The 19,358-nt window shown below is 59.0% G+C and carries 22 protein-coding genes; 6 read left to right on the top strand and 16 right to left on the bottom strand.

Annotation, left to right across the window (positions count from 1 at the left end; genetic code table 11):
- Positions 1 to 86: 86 nt before the first annotated feature.
- Positions 87 to 641, top strand: coding sequence for a cob(I)yrinic acid a,c-diamide adenosyltransferase (locus GTP69_RS24925; RefSeq protein WP_161057408.1), 555 nt, complete (start codon positions 87 to 89; stop codon positions 639 to 641).
- Here the strand turns inward: GTP69_RS24925 and GTP69_RS24920 are convergent.
- Positions 638 to 1,378 carry a M48 family metalloprotease gene (locus GTP69_RS24920; protein ID WP_161057407.1) on the bottom strand — a complete coding sequence of 247 codons (741 nt, stop codon included), beginning with the start codon at positions 1,376 to 1,378 and terminating at the stop codon, positions 638 to 640. The two genes, GTP69_RS24925 and GTP69_RS24920, sit on opposite strands and share 4 nt — an antisense overlap.
- A gap of 64 nt (positions 1,379 to 1,442) precedes the next feature.
- Entirely contained in the window at positions 1,443 to 2,348 is a 906-nt protein-coding gene (locus tag GTP69_RS24915; RefSeq protein WP_161057406.1) for a LysR family transcriptional regulator, read from the bottom strand.
- Between the two features lie 99 nt (positions 2,349 to 2,447).
- Between GTP69_RS24915 and GTP69_RS24910 the strand changes: the two genes are divergently transcribed.
- A complete protein-coding gene (locus GTP69_RS24910) occupies positions 2,448 to 3,644 on the top strand; it encodes an SGNH/GDSL hydrolase family protein (RefSeq protein WP_161057405.1) in 1,197 nt (398 codons plus the stop codon).
- On the opposite strand, the gene dxs is transcribed toward GTP69_RS24910, so the two are convergent.
- From dxs to GTP69_RS24895, 3 genes are read right to left on the bottom strand one after another with little or no spacing between them, the layout of a single operon-like run.
- Positions 3,631 to 5,502 carry a 1-deoxy-D-xylulose-5-phosphate synthase gene (dxs, locus tag GTP69_RS24905; protein ID WP_161057404.1) on the bottom strand — a complete coding sequence of 624 codons (1,872 nt, stop codon included), beginning with the start codon at positions 5,500 to 5,502 and terminating at the stop codon, positions 3,631 to 3,633. The genes GTP69_RS24910 and dxs overlap by 14 nt on opposite strands.
- Entirely contained in the window at positions 5,503 to 6,390 is an 888-nt protein-coding gene (locus tag GTP69_RS24900; RefSeq protein WP_161057403.1) for a polyprenyl synthetase family protein, read from the bottom strand.
- Positions 6,387 to 6,650 carry an exodeoxyribonuclease VII small subunit gene (locus GTP69_RS24895; RefSeq protein ID WP_161057402.1) on the bottom strand — a complete coding sequence of 88 codons (264 nt, stop codon included), beginning with the start codon at positions 6,648 to 6,650 and terminating at the stop codon, positions 6,387 to 6,389. The genes GTP69_RS24900 and GTP69_RS24895 overlap by 4 nt, the downstream gene beginning before the upstream one ends.
- Before the next feature lie 330 nt (positions 6,651 to 6,980).
- Between GTP69_RS24895 and GTP69_RS24890 the strand changes: the two genes are divergently transcribed.
- From GTP69_RS24890 to GTP69_RS24880, 3 genes are read left to right on the top strand one after another with little or no spacing between them, the layout of a single operon-like run.
- Positions 6,981 to 8,081, top strand: coding sequence for an aromatic ring-hydroxylating oxygenase subunit alpha (locus GTP69_RS24890; protein WP_161057401.1), 1,101 nt, complete (start codon positions 6,981 to 6,983; stop codon positions 8,079 to 8,081).
- A 9-nt stretch (positions 8,082 to 8,090) separates the two neighbouring features.
- Positions 8,091 to 9,014: a DMT family transporter gene (locus GTP69_RS24885; RefSeq protein WP_161057400.1), complete on the top strand. Its 924-nt coding sequence runs from the start codon at positions 8,091 to 8,093 to the stop codon at positions 9,012 to 9,014.
- Positions 9,015 to 9,025: 11 nt separating this feature from the next.
- Positions 9,026 to 9,877: a sulfurtransferase gene (locus GTP69_RS24880; RefSeq protein ID WP_161057399.1), complete on the top strand. Its 852-nt coding sequence runs from the start codon at positions 9,026 to 9,028 to the stop codon at positions 9,875 to 9,877.
- 18 nt (positions 9,878 to 9,895) lie between these two features.
- Here the strand turns inward: GTP69_RS24880 and GTP69_RS24875 are convergent, their stop codons facing one another.
- From GTP69_RS24875 to GTP69_RS24840, 8 genes are all read right to left on the bottom strand, one after another.
- Complete coding sequence (locus GTP69_RS24875; protein ID WP_161057398.1) at positions 9,896 to 10,171, bottom strand: hypothetical protein; 276 nt, start codon at positions 10,169 to 10,171, stop codon at positions 9,896 to 9,898.
- Between the two features lie 146 nt (positions 10,172 to 10,317).
- Positions 10,318 to 10,758: a hypothetical protein gene (locus GTP69_RS24870; RefSeq protein WP_161057397.1), complete on the bottom strand. Its 441-nt coding sequence runs from the start codon at positions 10,756 to 10,758 to the stop codon at positions 10,318 to 10,320.
- Positions 10,759 to 10,927: 169 nt separating this feature from the next.
- A complete protein-coding gene (locus tag GTP69_RS24865) occupies positions 10,928 to 11,527 on the bottom strand; it encodes a hypothetical protein (protein ID WP_161057396.1) in 600 nt (199 codons plus the stop codon).
- 48 nt (positions 11,528 to 11,575) lie between these two features.
- Entirely contained in the window at positions 11,576 to 12,193 is a 618-nt protein-coding gene (locus GTP69_RS24860) for a hypothetical protein (protein WP_161057395.1), read from the bottom strand.
- Positions 12,193 to 12,426, bottom strand: a complete 234-nt coding sequence (locus tag GTP69_RS24855) for a hypothetical protein (protein WP_161057394.1) — start codon at positions 12,424 to 12,426, stop codon at positions 12,193 to 12,195. The genes GTP69_RS24860 and GTP69_RS24855 overlap by 1 nt, the downstream gene beginning before the upstream one ends.
- 282 nt (positions 12,427 to 12,708) lie before the next feature.
- Positions 12,709 to 13,128, bottom strand: coding sequence for a DUF7684 family protein (locus GTP69_RS24850; RefSeq protein WP_161057393.1), 420 nt, complete (start codon positions 13,126 to 13,128; stop codon positions 12,709 to 12,711).
- Positions 13,129 to 13,241: 113 nt separating this feature from the next.
- Positions 13,242 to 13,697: an RDD family protein gene (locus tag GTP69_RS24845; protein WP_371868115.1), complete on the bottom strand. Its 456-nt coding sequence runs from the start codon at positions 13,695 to 13,697 to the stop codon at positions 13,242 to 13,244.
- Between the two features lie 1,040 nt (positions 13,698 to 14,737).
- Positions 14,738 to 14,926 carry a hypothetical protein gene (locus GTP69_RS24840; RefSeq protein WP_161057391.1) on the bottom strand — a complete coding sequence of 63 codons (189 nt, stop codon included), beginning with the start codon at positions 14,924 to 14,926 and terminating at the stop codon, positions 14,738 to 14,740.
- 110 nt (positions 14,927 to 15,036) lie between these two features.
- Between GTP69_RS24840 and fos the strand changes: the two genes are divergently transcribed.
- Entirely contained in the window at positions 15,037 to 15,438 is a 402-nt protein-coding gene (fos, locus tag GTP69_RS24835; protein ID WP_161057390.1) for a fosfomycin resistance glutathione transferase, read from the top strand.
- Positions 15,439 to 15,486: 48 nt separating this feature from the next.
- Here fos and GTP69_RS24830 read toward each other — a convergent pair whose 3' ends face one another.
- The 3 genes from GTP69_RS24830 to GTP69_RS24820 form a co-directional block, all read right to left on the bottom strand.
- Complete coding sequence (locus tag GTP69_RS24830; protein WP_161057389.1) at positions 15,487 to 17,511, bottom strand: M13 family metallopeptidase; 2,025 nt, start codon at positions 17,509 to 17,511, stop codon at positions 15,487 to 15,489.
- Positions 17,512 to 17,602: 91 nt separating this feature from the next.
- The gene (locus GTP69_RS24825; RefSeq protein WP_371868114.1) at positions 17,603 to 18,307 is read right to left on the bottom strand and encodes a ZIP family metal transporter; all 705 of its coding nucleotides are present in this window, start codon (positions 18,305 to 18,307) and stop codon (positions 17,603 to 17,605) included.
- A gap of 163 nt (positions 18,308 to 18,470) precedes the next feature.
- Complete coding sequence (locus tag GTP69_RS24820; protein WP_161057388.1) at positions 18,471 to 19,355, bottom strand: dienelactone hydrolase family protein; 885 nt, start codon at positions 19,353 to 19,355, stop codon at positions 18,471 to 18,473.
- Between the last annotated feature and the right edge of the window lie 3 nt (positions 19,356 to 19,358).

Genomic DNA, 19,358 nt, shown 5'->3' with positions numbered 1-19,358 from the left:
TCATGCACCTGAAAACACAGATGGAGCCACGATTGTAAGCCCATTTGTTGTATTCTTCGGTGCATCGCCATCAAGGATTAAATATTATGGGCAACCGACTCTCTAAAATTGCTACGCGTACCGGTGACGGCGGCACGACTGGCCTCGGTGACGGCAGCCGTACCGACAAAGACAGCATCCGCATTATCGCCATCGGTGAGGTGGATGAGTTGAACTCGCATCTGGGCCTGCTGCTGTGCGAGGACATGCCGGCCGACTTGCGCGAAGAGCTGGTCACGATCCAGCACGATCTGTTCGACCTGGGCGGGGAGCTGTGTATTCCCGGCTATCAGATGATCAAGGAAGCGCATGTGGAGCGCCTGGATGCGCTGCTGGCCAAGTACAACGACACGCTGCCGGCGCTGACGGAATTCATCCTGCCGGCCGGATCGCGCGCGGCGTCGCAGGCGCATGTGTGCCGCACCGTGTGCCGGCGCGCCGAGCGCAGCATCGTCACGCTGGGCAAGGAAGAGACGATCCACGATCATCCGCGCCAGTATGTGAACCGCTTGTCGGACCTGCTGTTTGTGCTGTCGCGCGTGTTGAACCGTTATGCCGGCGGCACCGACGTGCTGTGGCAGCACGAACGCAAGCGCGATTAATCCCCAAACAGCCGCGCCATCCCGCGTGCCATGCTGAGACGCGAGGCGTTGGCTGGATAGGCGCCGGAGATCAGCGCGGACTGCTCCCCTTCCGCCAGCTTGCGGTAGAAGCTGACGATGTCTTGCGCCGACCAGCCGGCGCGGTGCGCCAACACCATGCCGAGGTGGTCGGCCTCGGATTCCTGCAAGCTGGATAGCTTCGACAAGCGGATTTGCAGCGACAGGTCGCTGTCCAGCCGCGCCATCACCACGTCCAGCGGCACGGCCGGCAGACGATTCACCAGCATCGCCTCCGAAAAGGTTTCGCGATGATGCTCGGCCACCGCGTGTGCCACTTCATGCGCCAGCAACGTCGCCAGTTCGCCGTCGGTCAGCGCCAGCTGATGCACGAAGGCGCTACCGACCAGGATCTTCCCGCCCGCCATGCAGATCGCATCCACTTCGGTATCGCTGGTGGTGTGGACTTCCCACTGCCACTGCGCAGCTTCCGGTTTCAATTCGATAGCCACCCGTATCAGTTCGTCGCTGATGTAGCGCAGGCGCGCCAGCAAGGCGCGGTCCTCATCCAGCTTGCCGGCCGCCGCCAGATCCACCGTGCGGTCGATATAGCGCGCCTCCATGCCGGCATCCACTTCCGCCGCGCTGTACAGCAGTTCCTGCGTGCGGCCGGATTCCGGCACTTGCGCTTGCACAGTGCAGGCTAGCAGCAGAAACAAGGTTGCGCAGGCGGTTTTCATGCCATCCTCTGATATAAACTGTTTATATCAATATAGGACAGCCTGCCCGCTGCGCAAGGAAATTTCAGGAAGCGTTGTATCCCGGCAGCAAAGCGATTTGTTCTACGAGATAATCCAGCAGCAATCGTGCCCGCAATGGCTGGTAGCGGCGCGACGGCGACAGCAGGTGCAGCGGCTGCTCCTGCCCATGCCATCGCGGCAGCACGCGCACCAGCGCGCCACTGTCCAGCAAGTCCTGCACCAGCCATAGCGGACACAGACCGATGCCGCCTCCCACAGCAAGCGCTTGGCGGATGGCGAGCGCGTGATTGACCCGATAACGGCCCCGCGTCGGCACGGTTTCGGTATGTTCGCCGTTATGCAATGTGAGCAGATCGCCATCTGCCAGCCACGCGAAACGGATATAGTCGTGGCGCGCCAGATCCTGCGGCTGCTTTGGTTTGCCGTGCACGCGCAGATAGTCCGGCGATGCCACCAGCTGGCGCGGCGAGCTTCCCGCCAGTCGCGCAATCGCATCGGGCGGCAGTTCCCGTCCCTGGCGGATGGCGATATCGACGCCTTCCTTGACCAGATCGACCATGCGGTCATCGAGTATCAGTTCGATGTCGACTTGCGGATGCCGCGCCAGGAACGGCGCCAGCATGGCGTTGAGGCAGAACTGCCCAAACGCTGCCGGCGCATTCACGCGGATCAGTCCCGCCGGCGTTTCGGTCTGGCCGCGCGCTTCCGCTACCGCTTCCTGGTATTCGGCCAGCACGCCGAGCGCGCGCTGGTAGAAGCGCATTCCTTGCGGCGTAGCTTGCAAGCTGGTGGTGCTACGTTCCAGCAGCCGCACGCCCAGTTCCCGCTCCAGCGCGGCGACAATTTTGCTGACGGTGGGCTGCGTTGTGCCCTCCTCGCGGGCGACGGCGGACAGGCTGCCCAATTCAACGGCGCGCACAAAGCAGCGTAGCGAGCGGATGGTATCCATTCGATCCTCATTCGATATTTGAATGAAGTATAGTCACAATTGCCGCCTTCTGCGCTCGAATGGAATGTCCTATCGTGGGCTTTTCGACAGGAGAGCATCATGAAGCGATACCTTGCGGCTGCCACGCTGGCAGCCATCATCAATACGCCGCAGGCGGCGGAAAACTGGCTGGCGACCTGGCAGGCCAGTCCTCATGCGGTCTGGGAGGCCAGCGAGTTTGCGCTGCCGACCGGCGTGCCGGCGGTGCTGGAGCGGCAGACGGTGCGTGAGACGGCGCGCATCAGCGTCGGCGGTTCGCGGCTGCGCGTGGTGCTGTCGAACCGCTACGGCACGCAGCCGCTCTTGGTCGGCGAGGTGCGTGTTGGCCCTGCCGGTGAGACCATGCGGCCGCTGACTTTTGGCGGCCAGGCCAGTGTGGTGATACCGCCCGGCGCGCCAGCGGTGAGCGATGCGCTGGCAATGCCGGTGGCGACGCTGCAAAAGCTGGCCGTCAGCGTGTATCTGCCGGAGCATACGCCATTGGTGACCTTCCATTGGGGCGCGCAGCAGACAGGTGCTATTGTGAATGGTAATCGCACTGCCGACCTCACGTTGGAGGATACTCAGTCACTGCACGGCCGCGTGCTGCTGAGCGGGATCTGGGTGGAGGCGCCGGCCGGAGCGGCGGGCGTGGTCGCCGCATTTGGCGACTCCATCACCGACGGCAATGGCTCCACGCCAGACCAGGATCGCCGCTGGCCCGATTACCTCGCCGCGCGCCTCAGCCCCGGCGGTGTGGCGGTGGTCAACGCCGGCATTTCCGGCGCGCGCCTGCTGGGCGACCGCATGGGCGTCAACGCGGCGGCGCGCTTCGAGCAGGACGTGCTGTCGCAGCCCGGCGTCCGCACCGCGATTGTGCTGATGGGGATTAACGATATCGGCTGGCCGCAATCCATCTTCGCTCCGCATGAAGCACCGATGGCGGCGGACCGCATGATCGCGGCCTACCGCCAACTGATCGCTCAGGCCCACGCGCGCCAGGTACAAATCATCGGCGCCACGCTGCCGCCGTTTGAAGGCACAGCCATCGACGGCTACTACACTCCCGTCAAGGACGCGCTGCGCCGGCAGGTCAACCAATGGATCAGGGAGAGTAAGGAGTTCGACGCAGTGGCCGATATGGATGCGCTGCTGCGTGATCCGCAGCAGCCGTCACGCATGCAAGCGCGCTATGACAGCGGCGACCACCTGCACCCCGGCGATGCGGGCTACGAGGCGATGGCCGCCGAAGCGGCGCGTGTGCTTAGCCGTTATTAACGACCAGACGTGGTTCGTCGCTCAGGTAGCGCTGTTTGATCGAGGCGGTGATGCCGGCTGCGTCCAGGCCCACGCTGGACAACAGCTTGGCCGGGTCGCCATGGTCGATGAACTTGTCCGGCAGGCCAAGCATCAGCACTGGCTTGACGATGCCTTCGGCCGCCAGCGCTTCCGCTACGGCAGCGCCGGCGCCGCCCATGATGCAGCCCTCTTCCACCGTCACGAAGTAATCATGATCGGCGGCCAGTTGCTTCACCAGTTCCACGTCCAGCGGCTTGACGAAGCGCATATTGGCGACAGTGGCGTTCAGCGTTTCGCCGGCGGCCACGGATGGCGCCACCATCGAACCAAACGCCAGGATCGCGATCTTCTGGCCGGTGCGCTTGATTTCGCCCTTGCCGATTTCAATCGTGGTCAGCTCCGGCTTGATCGCCGCGCCAATGCCGGCGCCACGTGGATAGCGGATCGCTGCCGGGCCGTTGTACTGGTAGCCGGTGGTCAGCATCTGACGGCATTCGTTTTCGTCCGACGCGGCCATCACCACCATGTTCGGGATGCAGCGCAGGTAAGCCAGGTCATAGTTACCGGCGTGGGTGGCGCCGTCCGCGCCTACCAGGCCGGCGCGGTCCAGCGCAAAGGTCACGTCCAGGTTTTGCAGCGCCACATCGTGGATCAGCTGATCGTAGGCGCGTTGCAGGAAGGTCGAGTAGATCGCCACCACCGGCTTGAGGTTTTCGCAGGCCAGGCCGCCGGCAAAGGTCACCGAATGCTGCTCGGCGATGCCGACGTCGAAGTAACGGTCCGGATACTCATGGTTGAAGCGCACCATGCCCGAGCCTTCGCGCATGGCCGGCGTGATGCCGACCAGCTTCTTGTCGGCTGCGGCCATGTCGCACAGCCAGTCGCCAAATACCTCGGTGTAGGTTTTCTTGGCCGGCGCGGCGGCCGGCTTGATGCCTTCGGCCGGATTGAACTTGCCGGTGCCGTGGTACAGGATAGGCTCGGCCTCGGCCAGCTTGTAGCCCTGGCCCTTTTTGGTCACCACGTGCAGGAACTGCGGGCCTTTCAGGTGCTTGATGTTTTGCAGCGTCGGGATCAGCGAGTCCAGATCGTGGCCGTCGATCGGGCCGATGTAGTTGAAGCCGAATTCCTCGAACATGGTGGCCGGGACCACCATGCCTTTCGCGTGCTCTTCCAGCTTCTTGGCCAGTTCCAGCACAGGGCCAGGCAGCACCGACTTGCCGACGTTTTTGGCGGCGGCGTAGAACTGACCGGACATCAAACGCGCCAGATAGCGATTCAGCGCGCCGACCGGCGGCGAGATCGACATATCGTTATCGTTCAGGATCACCAGCAGATTGACGTCGTCCTGCACGCCGGCGTTATTCAACGCCTCGAACGCCATACCGGCCGTCATCGAGCCGTCGCCGATCACCGCGATCGCGTGGCGCTGCTCGCCCTTGATCTTGGCCGCCTGCGCCATGCCCAGCGCCGCCGAGATGGAGGTCGACGAGTGCGCGGTGCCGAAGGTGTCGTATTCCGACTCGTCGCGCTTCGGGAAGCCCGAGATGCCGTCCAGCTGGCGCAGCGTGTGCATGCGGTCGCGGCGGCCGGTCAGGATCTTGTGCGAGTAGGTCTGATGGCCCACGTCCCAGACGATGCGGTCATGCGGCGTGTTGAACACATAGTGCAGCGCTACCGTCAGTTCTACCGTGCCGAGATTGGACGACAAATGGCCGCCGGTCTTGGACACGGAGTCGAGCAGGTAGGCGCGCAGTTCATGCGCCAGCGGCGTCAGTTGGCTGTACGGCAGTTTGCGTACATCGGCCGGGGAATCTATTTTTTCGAGCAAGTTCATTTATGCCTTCCGCTGCACGATCAGGTCCGCGAGTTCGCGTAATCGCAAAGCTTTTTCTCCAAACGGCGCGAGCGCTGCGTGCGCGTCGAGCCGCAATTTTTCCGCCAGTGCGCGCGATGGCGCCAGACCTAAAATGGAAACGTAGGTCGGCTTGTTATCGGCGGCGTCCTTGCCGGCGGTCTTGCCCAGCGTGGCCGAATCGGCCGTCGCGTCGAGCACATCGTCCACCACCTGGAACGCCAGGCCGATGGCGCGCGCGTAGATATTCAGCGCGCTCAGTTCTTCGTCAGACAGATCCTTGCCGGCCAAGGCGCCCAGCACCACCGACGCGCGCAGCAAGGCGCCGGTCTTCAGCTGGTGCATGCGCTCCAGCTGTTCCAGCGTCAGGCTGATGCCGACGCTGTCCAGATCAATCGCCTGACCGCCGCACATGCCGGCCGAACCGGATGCCTCGCCCAGCAGGCGCACCATCGCCAGCACGCGCGCCGGCGGAATCTGGTCCGCTGCCGACAGCACCATGAAGGCCTGCGACTGCAAGGCGTCGCCGACCAGCAGCGCGGTGGCTTCGTCGTAGGCGATGTGCACGGTCGGCTTGCCGCGGCGCAGTTCATCGTCATCCATGCATGGCATGTCGTCGTGCACCAGCGAGTAGGCGTGGATCATTTCGACAGCGGCGGCGGCGCGGCTCAGGGTTGCCGAGTCGGCGCCGAACAGCGCGCCGGCCGCGTACACCAGCAGCGGACGCACCCGCTTGCCGCCACCCAGCAGCGCATAGCGCATCGCCGCGTGCAGCTTGGTCGGGATCACATCGGAAGAAGGCAAGAAACCGGATAAATCGTTTTCCGATCCGGCCTGCACGGTTTTCATCCAATCGTCAAAGGCGCTCATTGTTCGCCCTCGCCGGTAACGACGAAGGGTTTCAGCATCTCGCCTTCCAGCACTTTGACTTGGGATTCCACTTTTTCCAGCTGGGCGGCGCAGAACTTCACCAGCTCCGAGCCGCGCGCATAGGCGGCCACCGAAGCTTCCAGCGGCAGTTGGCCTGCCTCCATTTGCGCGACCAACTGCGCCAGTTCCGCCATCGCCTCTTCAAACGAAGCGGGAGCGAGGGCGGCGGCGGTCGCGTCGGCAGTTAATTTCTTAGACATAGTCACTCAGTTATCTTTGGCATGCTTGGCACACTTGAGGCCCGCGCAGTGTAACCCGGTATTTTAGAACAAACCATCTTATCAGGTGGAACATTAGCGGGACCGCGTAGCGGCGACTCTGGATTTTATCGCAATCGCCCCCATTTGCCTTGCAAGCATGCAGTTATTGCAATTTTTTGCACAATTAACGAGCACAGCATACTGTCAGTCGAGCGCAAAACACGGTATAATCGCCGGTTCTGTCCTAAATACCACCTCAACGCATTTCGTATGCGGGTCTTTACGGATTCTGTCTCTTCTTGGTTTGAACATTAATTAAGGGGGGTTTGGATGTCCGATCTGGGTACCCACGCCAAGCTAGCGCGGCCAACTGCGCAACTTCCGGTAAGCGTCTATTTTGACGAATCGCTACTGCAGCGAGAAATGCAGCAACTGTTTAAAGCCGGTCCGCGTTATGTCGGACACGAGCTGATGGTGCCGAACGCCGGCGACTACGCCACCCTCGCCGCCGAGAATGAAGGCCGCATGCTGGTGCGTAACGCCGACGGCATCGAACTGGTGTCCAATGTCTGCCGTCACCGCCAGGCGCTGATGCTCAACGGCCGTGGCAATACGAATAACATCGTCTGCCCGTTGCACCGCTGGACCTATGACCTCAAGGGAGAGTTGATCGGCGCGCCGCACTTCCCCGAGACGCCATGTCTGAACCTGCCCAAGACCCCGTTGCAAAACTGGAATGGCCTGCTGTTCGAGCAAAACGGCTACGACGTCATGGACGCGCTGAACGGCCTGTCGGTCACCCAAGACCTCGATTTCAGCGGCTATATGCTGGATCACGTGGAAGTGCACCACTGCGACTACAACTGGAAGACTTTCATCGAAGTCTACCTGGAGGACTACCACGTCGAACCGTTCCATCCCGGACTGGGCAGCTTCGTCACCTGTGACGACCTGCGTTGGGATTTCGGCCGCGAGTACAGTGTGCAGACCGTGGGCGTGCACAAGGGCCTGCAAAAGTCCGGCTCGGAAGTCTACAAGCACTGGCAGGAACAGGTGCTGAAGTTCCGCGGCGGCGAACCGCCACCCTACGGCGCCATCTGGCTGACCCTGTATCCGAACATCATGGTCGAATGGTATCCGCACGTGCTGATCGTCTCGACCCTGTGGCCGGAAGGTCCGAACCGCACCAAAAACGTGGTGGAGTTCTACTATCCGGAAGAAATCGTGCTGTTCGAGCGCGAATTCATCGAGGCCGAACGCGCCGCCTACATGGAAACCTGCATCGAAGACGACGAAATCGGCCAACGCATGGACGCCGGCCGCAAAGTCCTGATGGACCGCGGCGAAACCGACGGCGGACCGTATCAATCACCGATGGAAGACGGCATGCAACACTTCCACGAGTGGTACCAACGTAAAATGGACTTATAAGGTTTCACGATGCAGTCACTCTGGATGTTGTTTGCGAGTTTTATGTTTGCCGTCATGGGGGTCTGCGTCAAGCTGGCTTCTGCAGAGTTCTCAACATCCGAATTGGTCATGTACCGGGGCGTGGTCGGCGTGATCACCCTCGGCGCCATCATCACCTTGCGCGGCGAAACCTTCCGCACCGCGATGCCGGGCGCCCACGTGTGGCGCGGCCTGATCGGCGTCACCTCGCTGTGGCTGTGGTACTACTCGATCGGCCAGCTGCCGCTGGCCACCGCCATGACGCTCAACTACATGTCGCCGATCTGGATCGCCGTCTGGCTGTTCGCCATGGGCTGGTGGCACGCCAAGGGCGACATCAAATGGCCGCTGATGGTGGCTGTGGGGCTGAGCTTTGTCGGCGTCACGCTGCTGCTGCGCCCTGCTTTCAACTCCAATCAACTGACGCCGGCGCTGATTGCGCTGGGCTCCAGCGTGATTACCGCCACCGCCTATATGCAGGTCCGCAAAATGGGCCTGGCTGGTGAGCCGGAAAACCGCGTAGTGTTCTATTTCACCGTCATGAATCTGGTGGCTGGCATCGTTGGCGTGTTCCTGACCGGCGGCGGCGACGGCCCGGTATGGCATCCGATTTCCAGCCTGCGCAGCGGCCTGCTGCTGCTGGCCATCGGCGTCTGCGCCACCAGCGCGCAGATCGCCATGACGCGCGCCTACCGCCTCGGCAACACGCTGGTGGTGGCGAATCTGCAGTACACCGGCATCGTGTTCTCCAGCATCTGGGGCGTGTTCATCTTCGGCGACGTGTTCGACTGGCATAGCTGGGCGGGCATCGGCATCATTCTCGCGTCAGGCATGGCCGCAACGTTCTACAATACGCGCAGCACCGACAAAGGCAAGGCTATTGCCGATACCGACCCCATCGCCAGCGAAGTATAAGGAAACCGTTCATGCACACCACCCTGATCGACGCCGCCACCCTGTCCCAGCATCTGGAAGATCCGAAATGGGTCATCCTCGATTGCCGCCACGACCTGATGAACCCGAACGCGGGCTTCGACAGCTTCGCCATCGGCCACATCGCCGGCGCGCAGTTTGCCAATGTGGACACGGATCTGTCGGGCGCGAAGATTGGGGCGGATGGCAAGTTCCAGGGCCGTCACCCGCTGCCGGGCCGCGCTGCCCTGATCGAAACGCTGCGCGGCTGGGGCATCGACGACGACACGCAGGTGGTGGCCTACGACGCGCACGGCGGCATGTTCGCGGCGCGTTTGTGGTGGCTGCTGCGCTGGGTGGGTCATCCGGCGGTGGCGGTGCTGGATGGTGGGCTGGTGGCATGGCAAGCAGCCGGCCAGCCGATGGTGACGCACGCCGAGCGCCGCACGCCGGGTTCGATCAGCGAGCGTGATTCGCTGGTTTCGACGGTGAGCGCGGATGACGTGGTGGCCAACCTGTCGACACAAGCCCGCACCGTAGTGGACGCCCGCGCCACCGATCGCTATCGCGGCGAGAACGAAACCATCGACCCGGTCGGCGGCCACATTCCCGGCGCCAAGAACCGCTTCTTCAAAGACAACCTGACCGCCGACGGCCGCTTCAAGGATGCGGCGCAGTTGAAGGCCGAGTTTGCGCCGCTGTTCGCCAGCGCACCAGAGGCCATCATGCAATGCGGCTCCGGCGTCACCGCCTGCCACAACCTGCTGGCCCTGGAAGTCGCGGGTCTGCCGGGTGCGGCGCTGTATCCGGGGTCGTGGAGTGAGTGGGTGAGCGACACGAATCGCCCGGTTGCTACCGGCAATTAAGGTCTCCAAGCTTCACACTCAGCCGGCCTTGCTTCTGACCCTGGCTTCCAGAACAGCCAACGCCTTCGCCATCACCTCGTCATGCGGGACCGTGCGTCCCGCCCTTACGTCTTCATCAGCATCAAGCCCTGCCTGAATGCTGTCCTCTACGTCGTCAAAGCCATACTGCCAAACTTCAGGCCACATCTCTTCCGGCGTCAATTGCGCCACTCCGGCTAAATGCTCCAGACGAGCGCGCTCTTCAACGCCAAGAGTCGCCAGTGCTTCTGCCTGCTTGCTTCTTCTGGAATCCATCGCATCATATTACTTCCCTTAGCAGTTGGGCATGCAATCAAATAATGGAGCGACGAGAGACTGCTATCGCCCCATCTCGGACCCTCGAGGCCGAAGTCTCGGCAGCAGGTCATTTGTTGACGGGTACTGAAATGCAGCACAACGCATCACTTTGTATTTTCCGTTTTTTTAGACTCTTCGTAGCAGGCTGATGCATTACTACTGATGTCCTCAAGAGAGAGGTAGCTGAGAGACTCGGTATCGAACGCATTCGCGCCAAACTCTGATACCAGTACCGAGGCAATTTGAAATACGGAAGCGCATTCCAAAAAATGTCCACCGAATTCTAAAGAAATAACGGCCTTACCAGCATCTGTTGCAAGCTTGGCTTCTGGATAGTCCGATAGCAGCTCGTTGTACGTTAGCTGAGTAACGTAAAAGCCGGTCTTCTTTGCCTCATAATCGAGCGGCAAGAACCCTTTGTGTTTTTGTAGTTCATGAACTTGTGAGAGTTGAATTGGAATACTGTGGCGAACTAACGCGGCCTGCAAGCTGTCTGTCGAGGGCGGGGCTGTTAGTGCAAAAACGAGTATCAATTCAAGCGACATATAATCAATCGAAAGTTTGTGGGACAGCTAGCTCAAACCGCAAATAGAACAACATAATTACAAAGATACCCAAAGATGAAAACTCTTATCTTAATGAGTTGCGAAGGTCCGGTATTGGCCGGGTGCTGTCGGCGGATAGTTTGGCTATTGACGAATTTGACGCTGCCGTCTAGCGCTCCAATTTGACCGGATCGCTAAGGCAAGCATCCAGAAATCTGCGAGTCGCTCCCTGTTCCTCTAAATCGCAAACATTGGAATTCGGTGCTTCAGGCAATTTCTTCAATGGCATATTCGCCAAATAAACGATCTGATCATCTTTCGGAAAAACGAACGTGCGCAGGTTTTTTGGTTGATGCACATTACCCATGATGAGCTTTTTAGCATACTTTTTTAGTCGAATTAAGTCATCAGGCTCAAATGGATAACGAGGCGAATACGTTGCCGAGCGAGGCGTTCCCCCATCCATCCACAGATCGGCATAGTCGCGATGCGCTTCTCCACTGATTGCATACTGCTCAAGCATTGTGTTTGGCGCACCGCTCCTTTCAAGACAGCCGCAGATGCGGTGCCCACGTTGATAAAACGTATAGCGCTGTTGCACCACGTAAGTAGTCCCGGAAAGCTCGGTTGTCCCCTTGTATTCCCAGACGCCAGAAAAATTCGACACCGCCACTTCCCCCGTCTGCGCGAGAGCGAAGGTCGGAAGCAATAATCCTATTCCTAGAAAAATTCGATTTATCACTTCACCGCCTCTAAAACGATTGATCACCTAATCGATTGACCGCTACTGGCCGCTTACTGCCATTTTGACGGTGCTTCAATAATTAATGGCGGATACGAACTGATTTGCGCGTTTGAATGACTTTGTATCGGCTGCGGGAAAATGCAGCGCGACCGATAAAATCTGTGGTGGCATATGGTCAGCTGTAAGGTTCAATTCGTAAAAAACTGGCTGCCCATCGTTGGCGGTGGAGACATATCGAACCTGCACAAATTTCTGAAATTTCAGCGGCGTATTTTGATGCGTACCAACTTCCAATTTAATAGTTTTACCGTCAGCTAGAGTTGCGATAGGATGTATCGTTGAAAGACCGCCGAGACTGTCGTCGATTCGCTGTAAGGCGTGCTCGGTGGCATTGATATCTCCCACTCCTCCCGGAACAAACAAGGTCGCAGCGTCTTTGTAACGCTGATGCTGCAATGCGTCTACAAATTTATTGGCAACAGCGACGGGGCTTGTGTCACTGATCGTAGCTGCGTTGGAAGCCAACGATGTACAGAGCATCAGTGTGCCTAGGCTGAATAATTTCAGTTTCATCTTCAATACTTCCATATCCGTGGCAGTCGTCTGACTTTCATTTATCAAAATTGTCCGCTTGTGGCCGGTTGCTGTCACCTCATTGTGGTCGTCGCGCCCCAGCGGGAATGGCGGCATCAGCTTAATGGATAGAAAAAGATGATAATCGTAGCTACCACGCCCGAAGCGGAGTCAAAACACGCAGATACTATCAACAGGATGCCTATGCTGATAGCTAATAACCATGTCAAAAATGTGGCTTCAACGCCGAAGAAATACAAAGCAGTACACCCCGCTAAGATGGAAAATCCCAACACCAATAATAGAGCGCGGGCAATAACTAAAACAGCAGGATGCGGCTCTGTTTGCATTAGCATACCTTTATGGTCTCAACAGTTGCAATAACGTGCTTCCAAAGATAAACGCACTCTTATAACTAGATTGCCCTAGATCGGGTTCAGTCGAGCAAAGCGGGGATGGCCGCTTGCTCGCACTCAACCTTCCCGCATTGTCGTATAAAGAAATTTGTTGGTGAAACTAAGCGAACGTCGGCTCTTGGCCGTACCCGGCCGATCGCCCTCAGGGTAGCATCCTGCTCAAGCGGAAAGTTCACGAATTGTCACACCAGGCGGAAGCAGCCCCGAAGCAGATGGTCACGCTGCTTCATATGCTTTGATCAGTTGATCCCTTCGCTCCGTCGTGGAAATGTGAAGAAGTATCGTGCGTTGTAAATCGACGACCGAATGGAAAGCGACGTTCTTAGAAAACCAAAAAACCTCCTCCAATGGCTCATCTGAGTGCCAAGTGGTCATGACGAAGCCGTCATCCGGAATTGGCTCCTCGCCATATTTATCGATATTCGCCCAGTCTACTGAGTCATCCCAAGAACTGCACTCGATGCCCCACGCCATCATATACAGGCAGCCAGACCGAACAATCCAATCGCTAACCAGCGACTGCCACTCGGGCGACACTTCCGCTTCAACAATTACGACCATACGAGTTGGCTCGTTGGCGATTTCGGGGAGCGATGATTCGGGTTCGAGATGGAGATAAATTATTGCGTCGGACAAATGTCACCCCGAATATTAAATGACGGCTTTTGGCCGAATTCGGCCGACGGCATTTAGGATAGCAGCTTGCCATCTGCCAAAACTTACGAGGTCACACCCCAAGGCCCAAGCCGCTAGGTTGTGCTGTGCGAACGCACTACCTGCGTCCGGCTGAGCGAGTCGTGCCACCAAGTCTCACCCAGTGAAAAGGACATCGGCTCAAAAGGAAGTAAACGGCACAACGTACGTACGAATGTCGTGGGGATGGAAAGCGCCAGTCCACTCGTGGTCACAACGCGCGTGCCGGTCAGGATCTTTCCAATCGTTCTTCCGGAAATCGCCTCAAAAGATACGTAGTAAAGAAAGTAAAATGCTATGCAAATGCCCCACCACTTGATGCCGTTTAGCGCTTCAAGAGCATCTATTCCGTATGCCACGCCGTAGCCGATCTGCAAAGTAAGCAACCCTATCCATATAGCGACTTGATCAGCCACGAAGGTCCAAAAACGGCGGGTTGCAGAAGCTATCTCTCCCGAAATTCTCTCTCTCTGCACAGGCGCAGTGTCAGCGGCATTGGGATTATGTTCCACGGACAATTAAACTCTCCTAAGTAAGGTAACGCTGAGTTAAGGTGATTGATGACGTGTGCCGTTTCCGTCCAGTCCGTTCATTTTGACTCTGGGAGAAGATCGTAACTTTTGGCCGGTTGCCGCATATCTACGAGAGGCTCCAAGCTGCCTCGAAATCTTGTAACGAGATTGCAGTGTATCCGGACTCAGATAAATCTAGCGCGGCTTGACTCAATCCACCGAACTCATCCTCTATATGCTGCTCACCATAACACAAGCGAACACCCGAATCGTACTGCTCAATCTGACGAAGTACCCGACCTTTCTCATCAACTTCGAAGTACCACCAAGAGGTTCCCCAAGCGTTATGCTCATCGCCTCGAAGCTCATCGCAGTGTCGTTTAAAGTAAGTCGGCATATCCAACATATTCAAATCAGATCGATAAAGCCAGTGTCTGCTAGTGGCCGCTAGCGGCGTAACTGTAGCACTACATCTTCAGGTCGAAACGCCATCAGCCACTGTGTAATGCCGTTTGCGTCACAGCGCTGTTGATTTACTGAGATGGACCCGACACCACCGAATCGGATCAAACTAACGTTTCGTCCAATTTACGTGTGGAGGTCTGCCAACAGCCGTACCGAGTTCAGGCTGCAAGCTCAGCGCGCTCAGTGCTCTCGCAACTCGCTGAGCCACCAACATGGCGGCGCGCTGGTCTTGGGCGGCTCTATGATCCAATGTTGCCGAAAATGATGCATCGCTGTAGCAGACCAGCGTATGCGAGATTCAGCCGATTTTTCGCTTTCGCTGTCCATGTTGAGCAATGATCTGCATAGCCTGCGCCATTACTTCTTCATGCGGAATTGTCCGGCCGTTAACGATATCCTCTTCTGTATCCAAATCAGCTTGTACGGTCTCTTCAATATCTCCAAAACCGTATCGATGAACAAATGGTCAGATTTCTTCTGGCGTGGATGCTTGTTTTGTCTAGAGTTCATTGCGACATCTTATGCCCGGCGATTGCTAGCGCAAAGCGTGGACGATAGAGGGGTCGCAAGGTGCGCTATCGGCTGGAGATCTTCGCGATGAGCCAGCGGGCGGCGGCTGTGGTGGTGTAGAGGGCGATGCCGCTGACGAACAGGAACGCGCCTATGGTCTGGCTGCCGCCCATGAAGGCCATCACGCCGATCAGGGCGAAAAAATCGCCAAAAACCATCCCGGCACTACGTTTGGTGCTTGTGATATGTGACATAGCGTGGTCTCCAACGCTTCAGTAGTATTCAGGATAACACAGTCAAATCTCACTCGGGCTGCGATGCGCTTTGCTAAGATGAGCTTTTAAAATCTTGTGGAAGGCCTCCTGTGCTGACTGGATTTAATCATCTGACGCTTGCCGTTTCCAATCTATCGAGAAGTTTTGACTTCTATTCGCGGCTGCTGAATTTTAAGCCGGAGGCAATTTGGGAGACGGGGGCGTATCTGTCGCTGGGGGAGTTGTGGCTTTGCTTGTCGTCGGGGCCGACGGATGCCTCGGCAAGCTATACGCATTATGCGTTTTCAGTGCAACAGGCCGATTTCGATGCGTTTAGACGAAAACTTCTGAAGAGCGGTGTGGTGGAGTGGCAGCCAAATCGCAGCGAGGGCGATTCGTTTTACTTCCTGGACCCCGATGGTCATCGGTTGGAAGCGCATGTGGGGACGCTCAGTTCGCGTCTGTCGGAATGTCGAGCGCAGCCCTACAAGAATATGCGCTTCTTCGACTAAGCGCCCTCCCCGGCCTGATGGCCGGCGAGGACGTATCAACTTACATCATTACCACATGATCACGCGCTGTTCAGGCGGCAGGTACATCGGGTCGCCTGGTTTGATGCCGAACGCTTCGTAGAAGCCTGGCTGGTTCATCACGGTGCCTTTGGCGCGGAATTCGCCAGGCGAGTGCGGGTCGCTCTTGATCTGGGCGATGGCCGCTTCCGGACGCAGCTTGGCGCGCCATTTCTGCGCGAAGCCAATATACAGACGCTGCTCACCGGTCAAGCCGTCAATCACCGGCGATGGCTTGCCGCCCAGCGAACGCTGGTAGGCCTTCAGCGTCAGCGACAGGCCGGAGTTGTCACCGATGTTTTCACCCAGCGTCAGCTCACCGTTGATGAAGTAGCCCGGCACCGGGCTGTACGAACCATACTGCTTGACCAGGCCGGCAGCGCGCGCTTTGAAGGCGGCGCGGTCGTCGGCGGTCCACCAGTTGCGCAGGCGGCCCTTGGCGTCGTACTGGCTGCCGGAGTCGTCGAACGCGTGGCTGATTTCGTGGCCGAAGGTGATGCCCAGCAGGCCGTAGTTGACCGCGTCTTCCGCTTTGACGTTGAAGAACGGCGGCTGCAAGATCGCGGCCGGAATCGTGATCGCGTTCAGCGACGGGTTGTAGCTGGCGTTGACGGTTTGCGGCGTCATCGACCATTCTTCGCGGTCCACCGGCTTGCCCAGTTTGTCCAGGTTGCGCTGACGAGCCCAGGCACGCGAGGCGCGCACGTTGGCGATCAGGTCGGTCGGCTGGGTTTTCAGCGCGCTGTAGTCGCGCCATTTATCCGGGTAGGCGATGTTCGGACGCAGCGCGGCCAGCTTGGCTTGCGCTTCTTTCTTGGTCTCCGGGCCCATCCAGTCCAGTTTGTCGATGCCGTCCTTGAACGAGGCGACGAAGTTGTTGAACATGGCCATCACGCGCGGCTTGGTTTCCGGCGCCAGATAGGTTTTGACGTACAGCTTGCCGACCGCATCGCTGAGCGCACTGTCGGTGAAGCGCAGCGCCAGTTGCCATTGCGGTTCGCTTTGCGGCACGCCGCGCAGCACGGTGCCTTCAAAGGCGAAGCGTTCCTTGACGGTGTCGCTGTCCAGGTAGGACGCATAGCTTTCGATGATGCGCCAGTTGAAGTAGCTCTTCCATGCATCCAGCGGCACATCTGCCACCACTTCGGAGAAGCCGGTCAGGAAGCTCGGTTGACGCACCACGGCCGACGAGGCTTTCGGCGACATGCCGGTGGCGGCGAAGTAGGCTTTCCAGTCGAAGGCCGGCGCCAGTTCACTGAATTTGTCGAAGTCGACGCGGTTGTACGATTTGACCGGATCGCGCATCTGCACGCGGGTCCATTGTGCTTTGGCCAGACGGATTTCGATGTCGAGCACTTGCGCGGCGTGGGTGGCGGCATCCTTGTCGCCGCTCTTCGCCAGCAGCGTGGCGATGTGTTGCTGGTACTTGTCGCGCGCGCCTTTCAGTTTGGCGTCGTCGTCTTTCAGGTAGTAGTCGCGGTCCGGCAAGCCCAGGCCGGACTGGCCGACGTTCAGCGTGTACTGATCCGGATCTTGCGCATCGACCGACACGCCGGCCGAGAACGGCGTCTGGATGCTGTTGCGTTGCAGGTAGGCGAACAGCGCCGGCAGATCTTTCTTGTCCTTGATGGCGGCCACGTGCGCCAGGTCGCCGTGCAGCGGCTTGAAGCCGGCCGCATTGCGCGCCTTCTCGTTCATGAAACTGGTGTACAGGTCCGCGATCTTGTGCGTTTCGCTGCCGGCCTTGCCGGGATTTTTCACCGCGGCGTCGATTACCGAGCGCAGCTGGCCTTGCGCGGTTTCGCGCAGTTCGATGTAGGTGCCCCAGGTCGATTTGTCGGCCGGGATTTCGGTGTTGCGGGTCCAGATGCCGTTGACGTAACCGTAGAAGTCATCCTGCGGACGCACTGCCGAGTCCAGGGTTTTCAGATCGATGCCCGACTCTTGCTGGGCATACGATGGAGAGGATAGGACGAGTAAGGCGCAGCAGGCAGCGCTGATAAGCGAACGTTTCACGTGAGTTCCTTTGTTGAAGTACAGCGGACGATTATAACCGCCGGCTTCATGCCGCATTGCAACAAGCAAGCGGCATTGTTGCAGGACAGACTCAGTGGTGGTGACCGACCAGGAACACGACGATGGCAACGCCGGCCGCAATCAGCAGCACTTGCGGCACCGTCTCGCGCAGCGTGGCGCGGCGCTGCATTTGCGGCATCAGATCGCTGAGCGCAATGTAGATGAAACCAGATGAAGCAAATACCAGCACGTAGGGGATCAGGCTGCTGGCGCGGTCCAGCGTGTAGTAGCCCAGCAGGCCGCCGGCAATCGCCAGCAGGCTGCACAGCAGGTTGTACACATAGGCGCGGGTGCGCGAGAAGCCGGCATTCAGCAGCACGATGAAGTCGCCGATTTCCTGCGGAATCTCGTGGGCGATAATCGCCAGTCCGGTCACCAGGCCCAGCTCAGGATTGGCCAGGAAGGCGGCCGCGATCAGGATGCCGTCGGTGAAGTTGTGCATGCCGTCGCCGACCAGGATCATCCAGCCGGCCTTGCCAGCCTCATGCTTGTCGTGGCCGTGGTGGTGATGGTGACCGTCGTGCTCGTGGTGGTGCGAGTGACGCAGGATGGCCAGCTTCTCCAGCAGGAAGAACGCCAGCAGGCCGACCAGCAGGGTGGCGAACAGGCTGCGCGCGCTGGCGTTCGACTCGAACGCTTCCGGCAAGGCATGCAGCAGCGACGTCGACAGCATAATGCCGACCGACAGGCTGACCATGCGCTCGACCACCTTGGACAGCAAGGTAAACGAGAACACGGCCGCCGCAGTGATGCTCACTACGCCAGCCAGTGTGGTTGCCAATAAAATGGAGATGAGTACGGGATCGATGTTATAGCCTCTGGTGCTTGGGCGGTGCGCGCTGTCGCGCAGGCCGGGGCGTTATTTTACTCCCCAGCATGCTTTTTTGCTTAAAAACCGCTCAAATGACGCCGTTTTGCTTGAACCAGGCCAATGTCCGGCCCCAGCCGTCCTTGGCGTCGGCCTCGACATAGCTCGGCCGGTAGTCGGCGTGGAAGGCGTGGCCGGAGTTCGGGTAGATAATGAACGTGGACTTGTTCGGGCCCTTGGCCAGCGCCGCTTTCATCACCACGATCGACTCTTGCGAGATGCCGGTGTCCTTGGCGCCGTACAGGCCCAGCACGGGCACGGTCAGAGTGCCAGCAACATCGATCGGGTGCCTGGGAAAGTTGGCGTTGCTGTCCCCCATCAGACGGCCGTACCAGGCCACGCCGGCCTTGATCGACGGATTGTGCGCGGCGTACAGCCAGGTGATGCGGCCACCCCAGCAGAAGCCGGTGATGGCGATCTTGTCGGCATTGCCGCCGTTGACCTTGGCCCAGGCGACCACGGCGTCAAGGTCGGTGAACACTTGCGCGTCCGGGGTTTTGGAGATGATGTCGCGTTGCAGGTCGGCGATGGAGGCGACCTTGGTCGGGTCGCCCTGGCGGATGAACAGGTCCGGCGCCAGCGCCAGGTAGCCTTGTTTGGCGAAGCGGCGGGCGACGTCGGCGATATGCTCGTGGACGCCGAAGATTTCCGAGATCACCAGCACCACCGGCAGGTTGGTCTTGCCTTCCGGCTGGGCGCGATAGACTGGCACATCCTGGCCGCCGATATTGAGAACGATGGTGCCGGCGGTCAGGCCAACCGTGTCGGTCTTGACGACGTTTTGCGCCATCACCGGCAGGGTGGCGGCGGCAAAGCCGGTGCCGAGGGCGGTCTTCAGGAAGCCGCGACGATCGACGCCGTCCGACAGGTTGGTTTTAGTCAGCAAACTCTCTGCATCACGCGTCAAATCATCCATCCA

The sequence above is a fragment of the Duganella levis genome, assembly GCF_009857605.1.
Taxonomy (GTDB): domain Bacteria; phylum Pseudomonadota; class Gammaproteobacteria; order Burkholderiales; family Burkholderiaceae_D; genus Rugamonas; species Rugamonas levis.
This window is presented reverse-complemented; position numbering and strand designations above follow the sequence as displayed.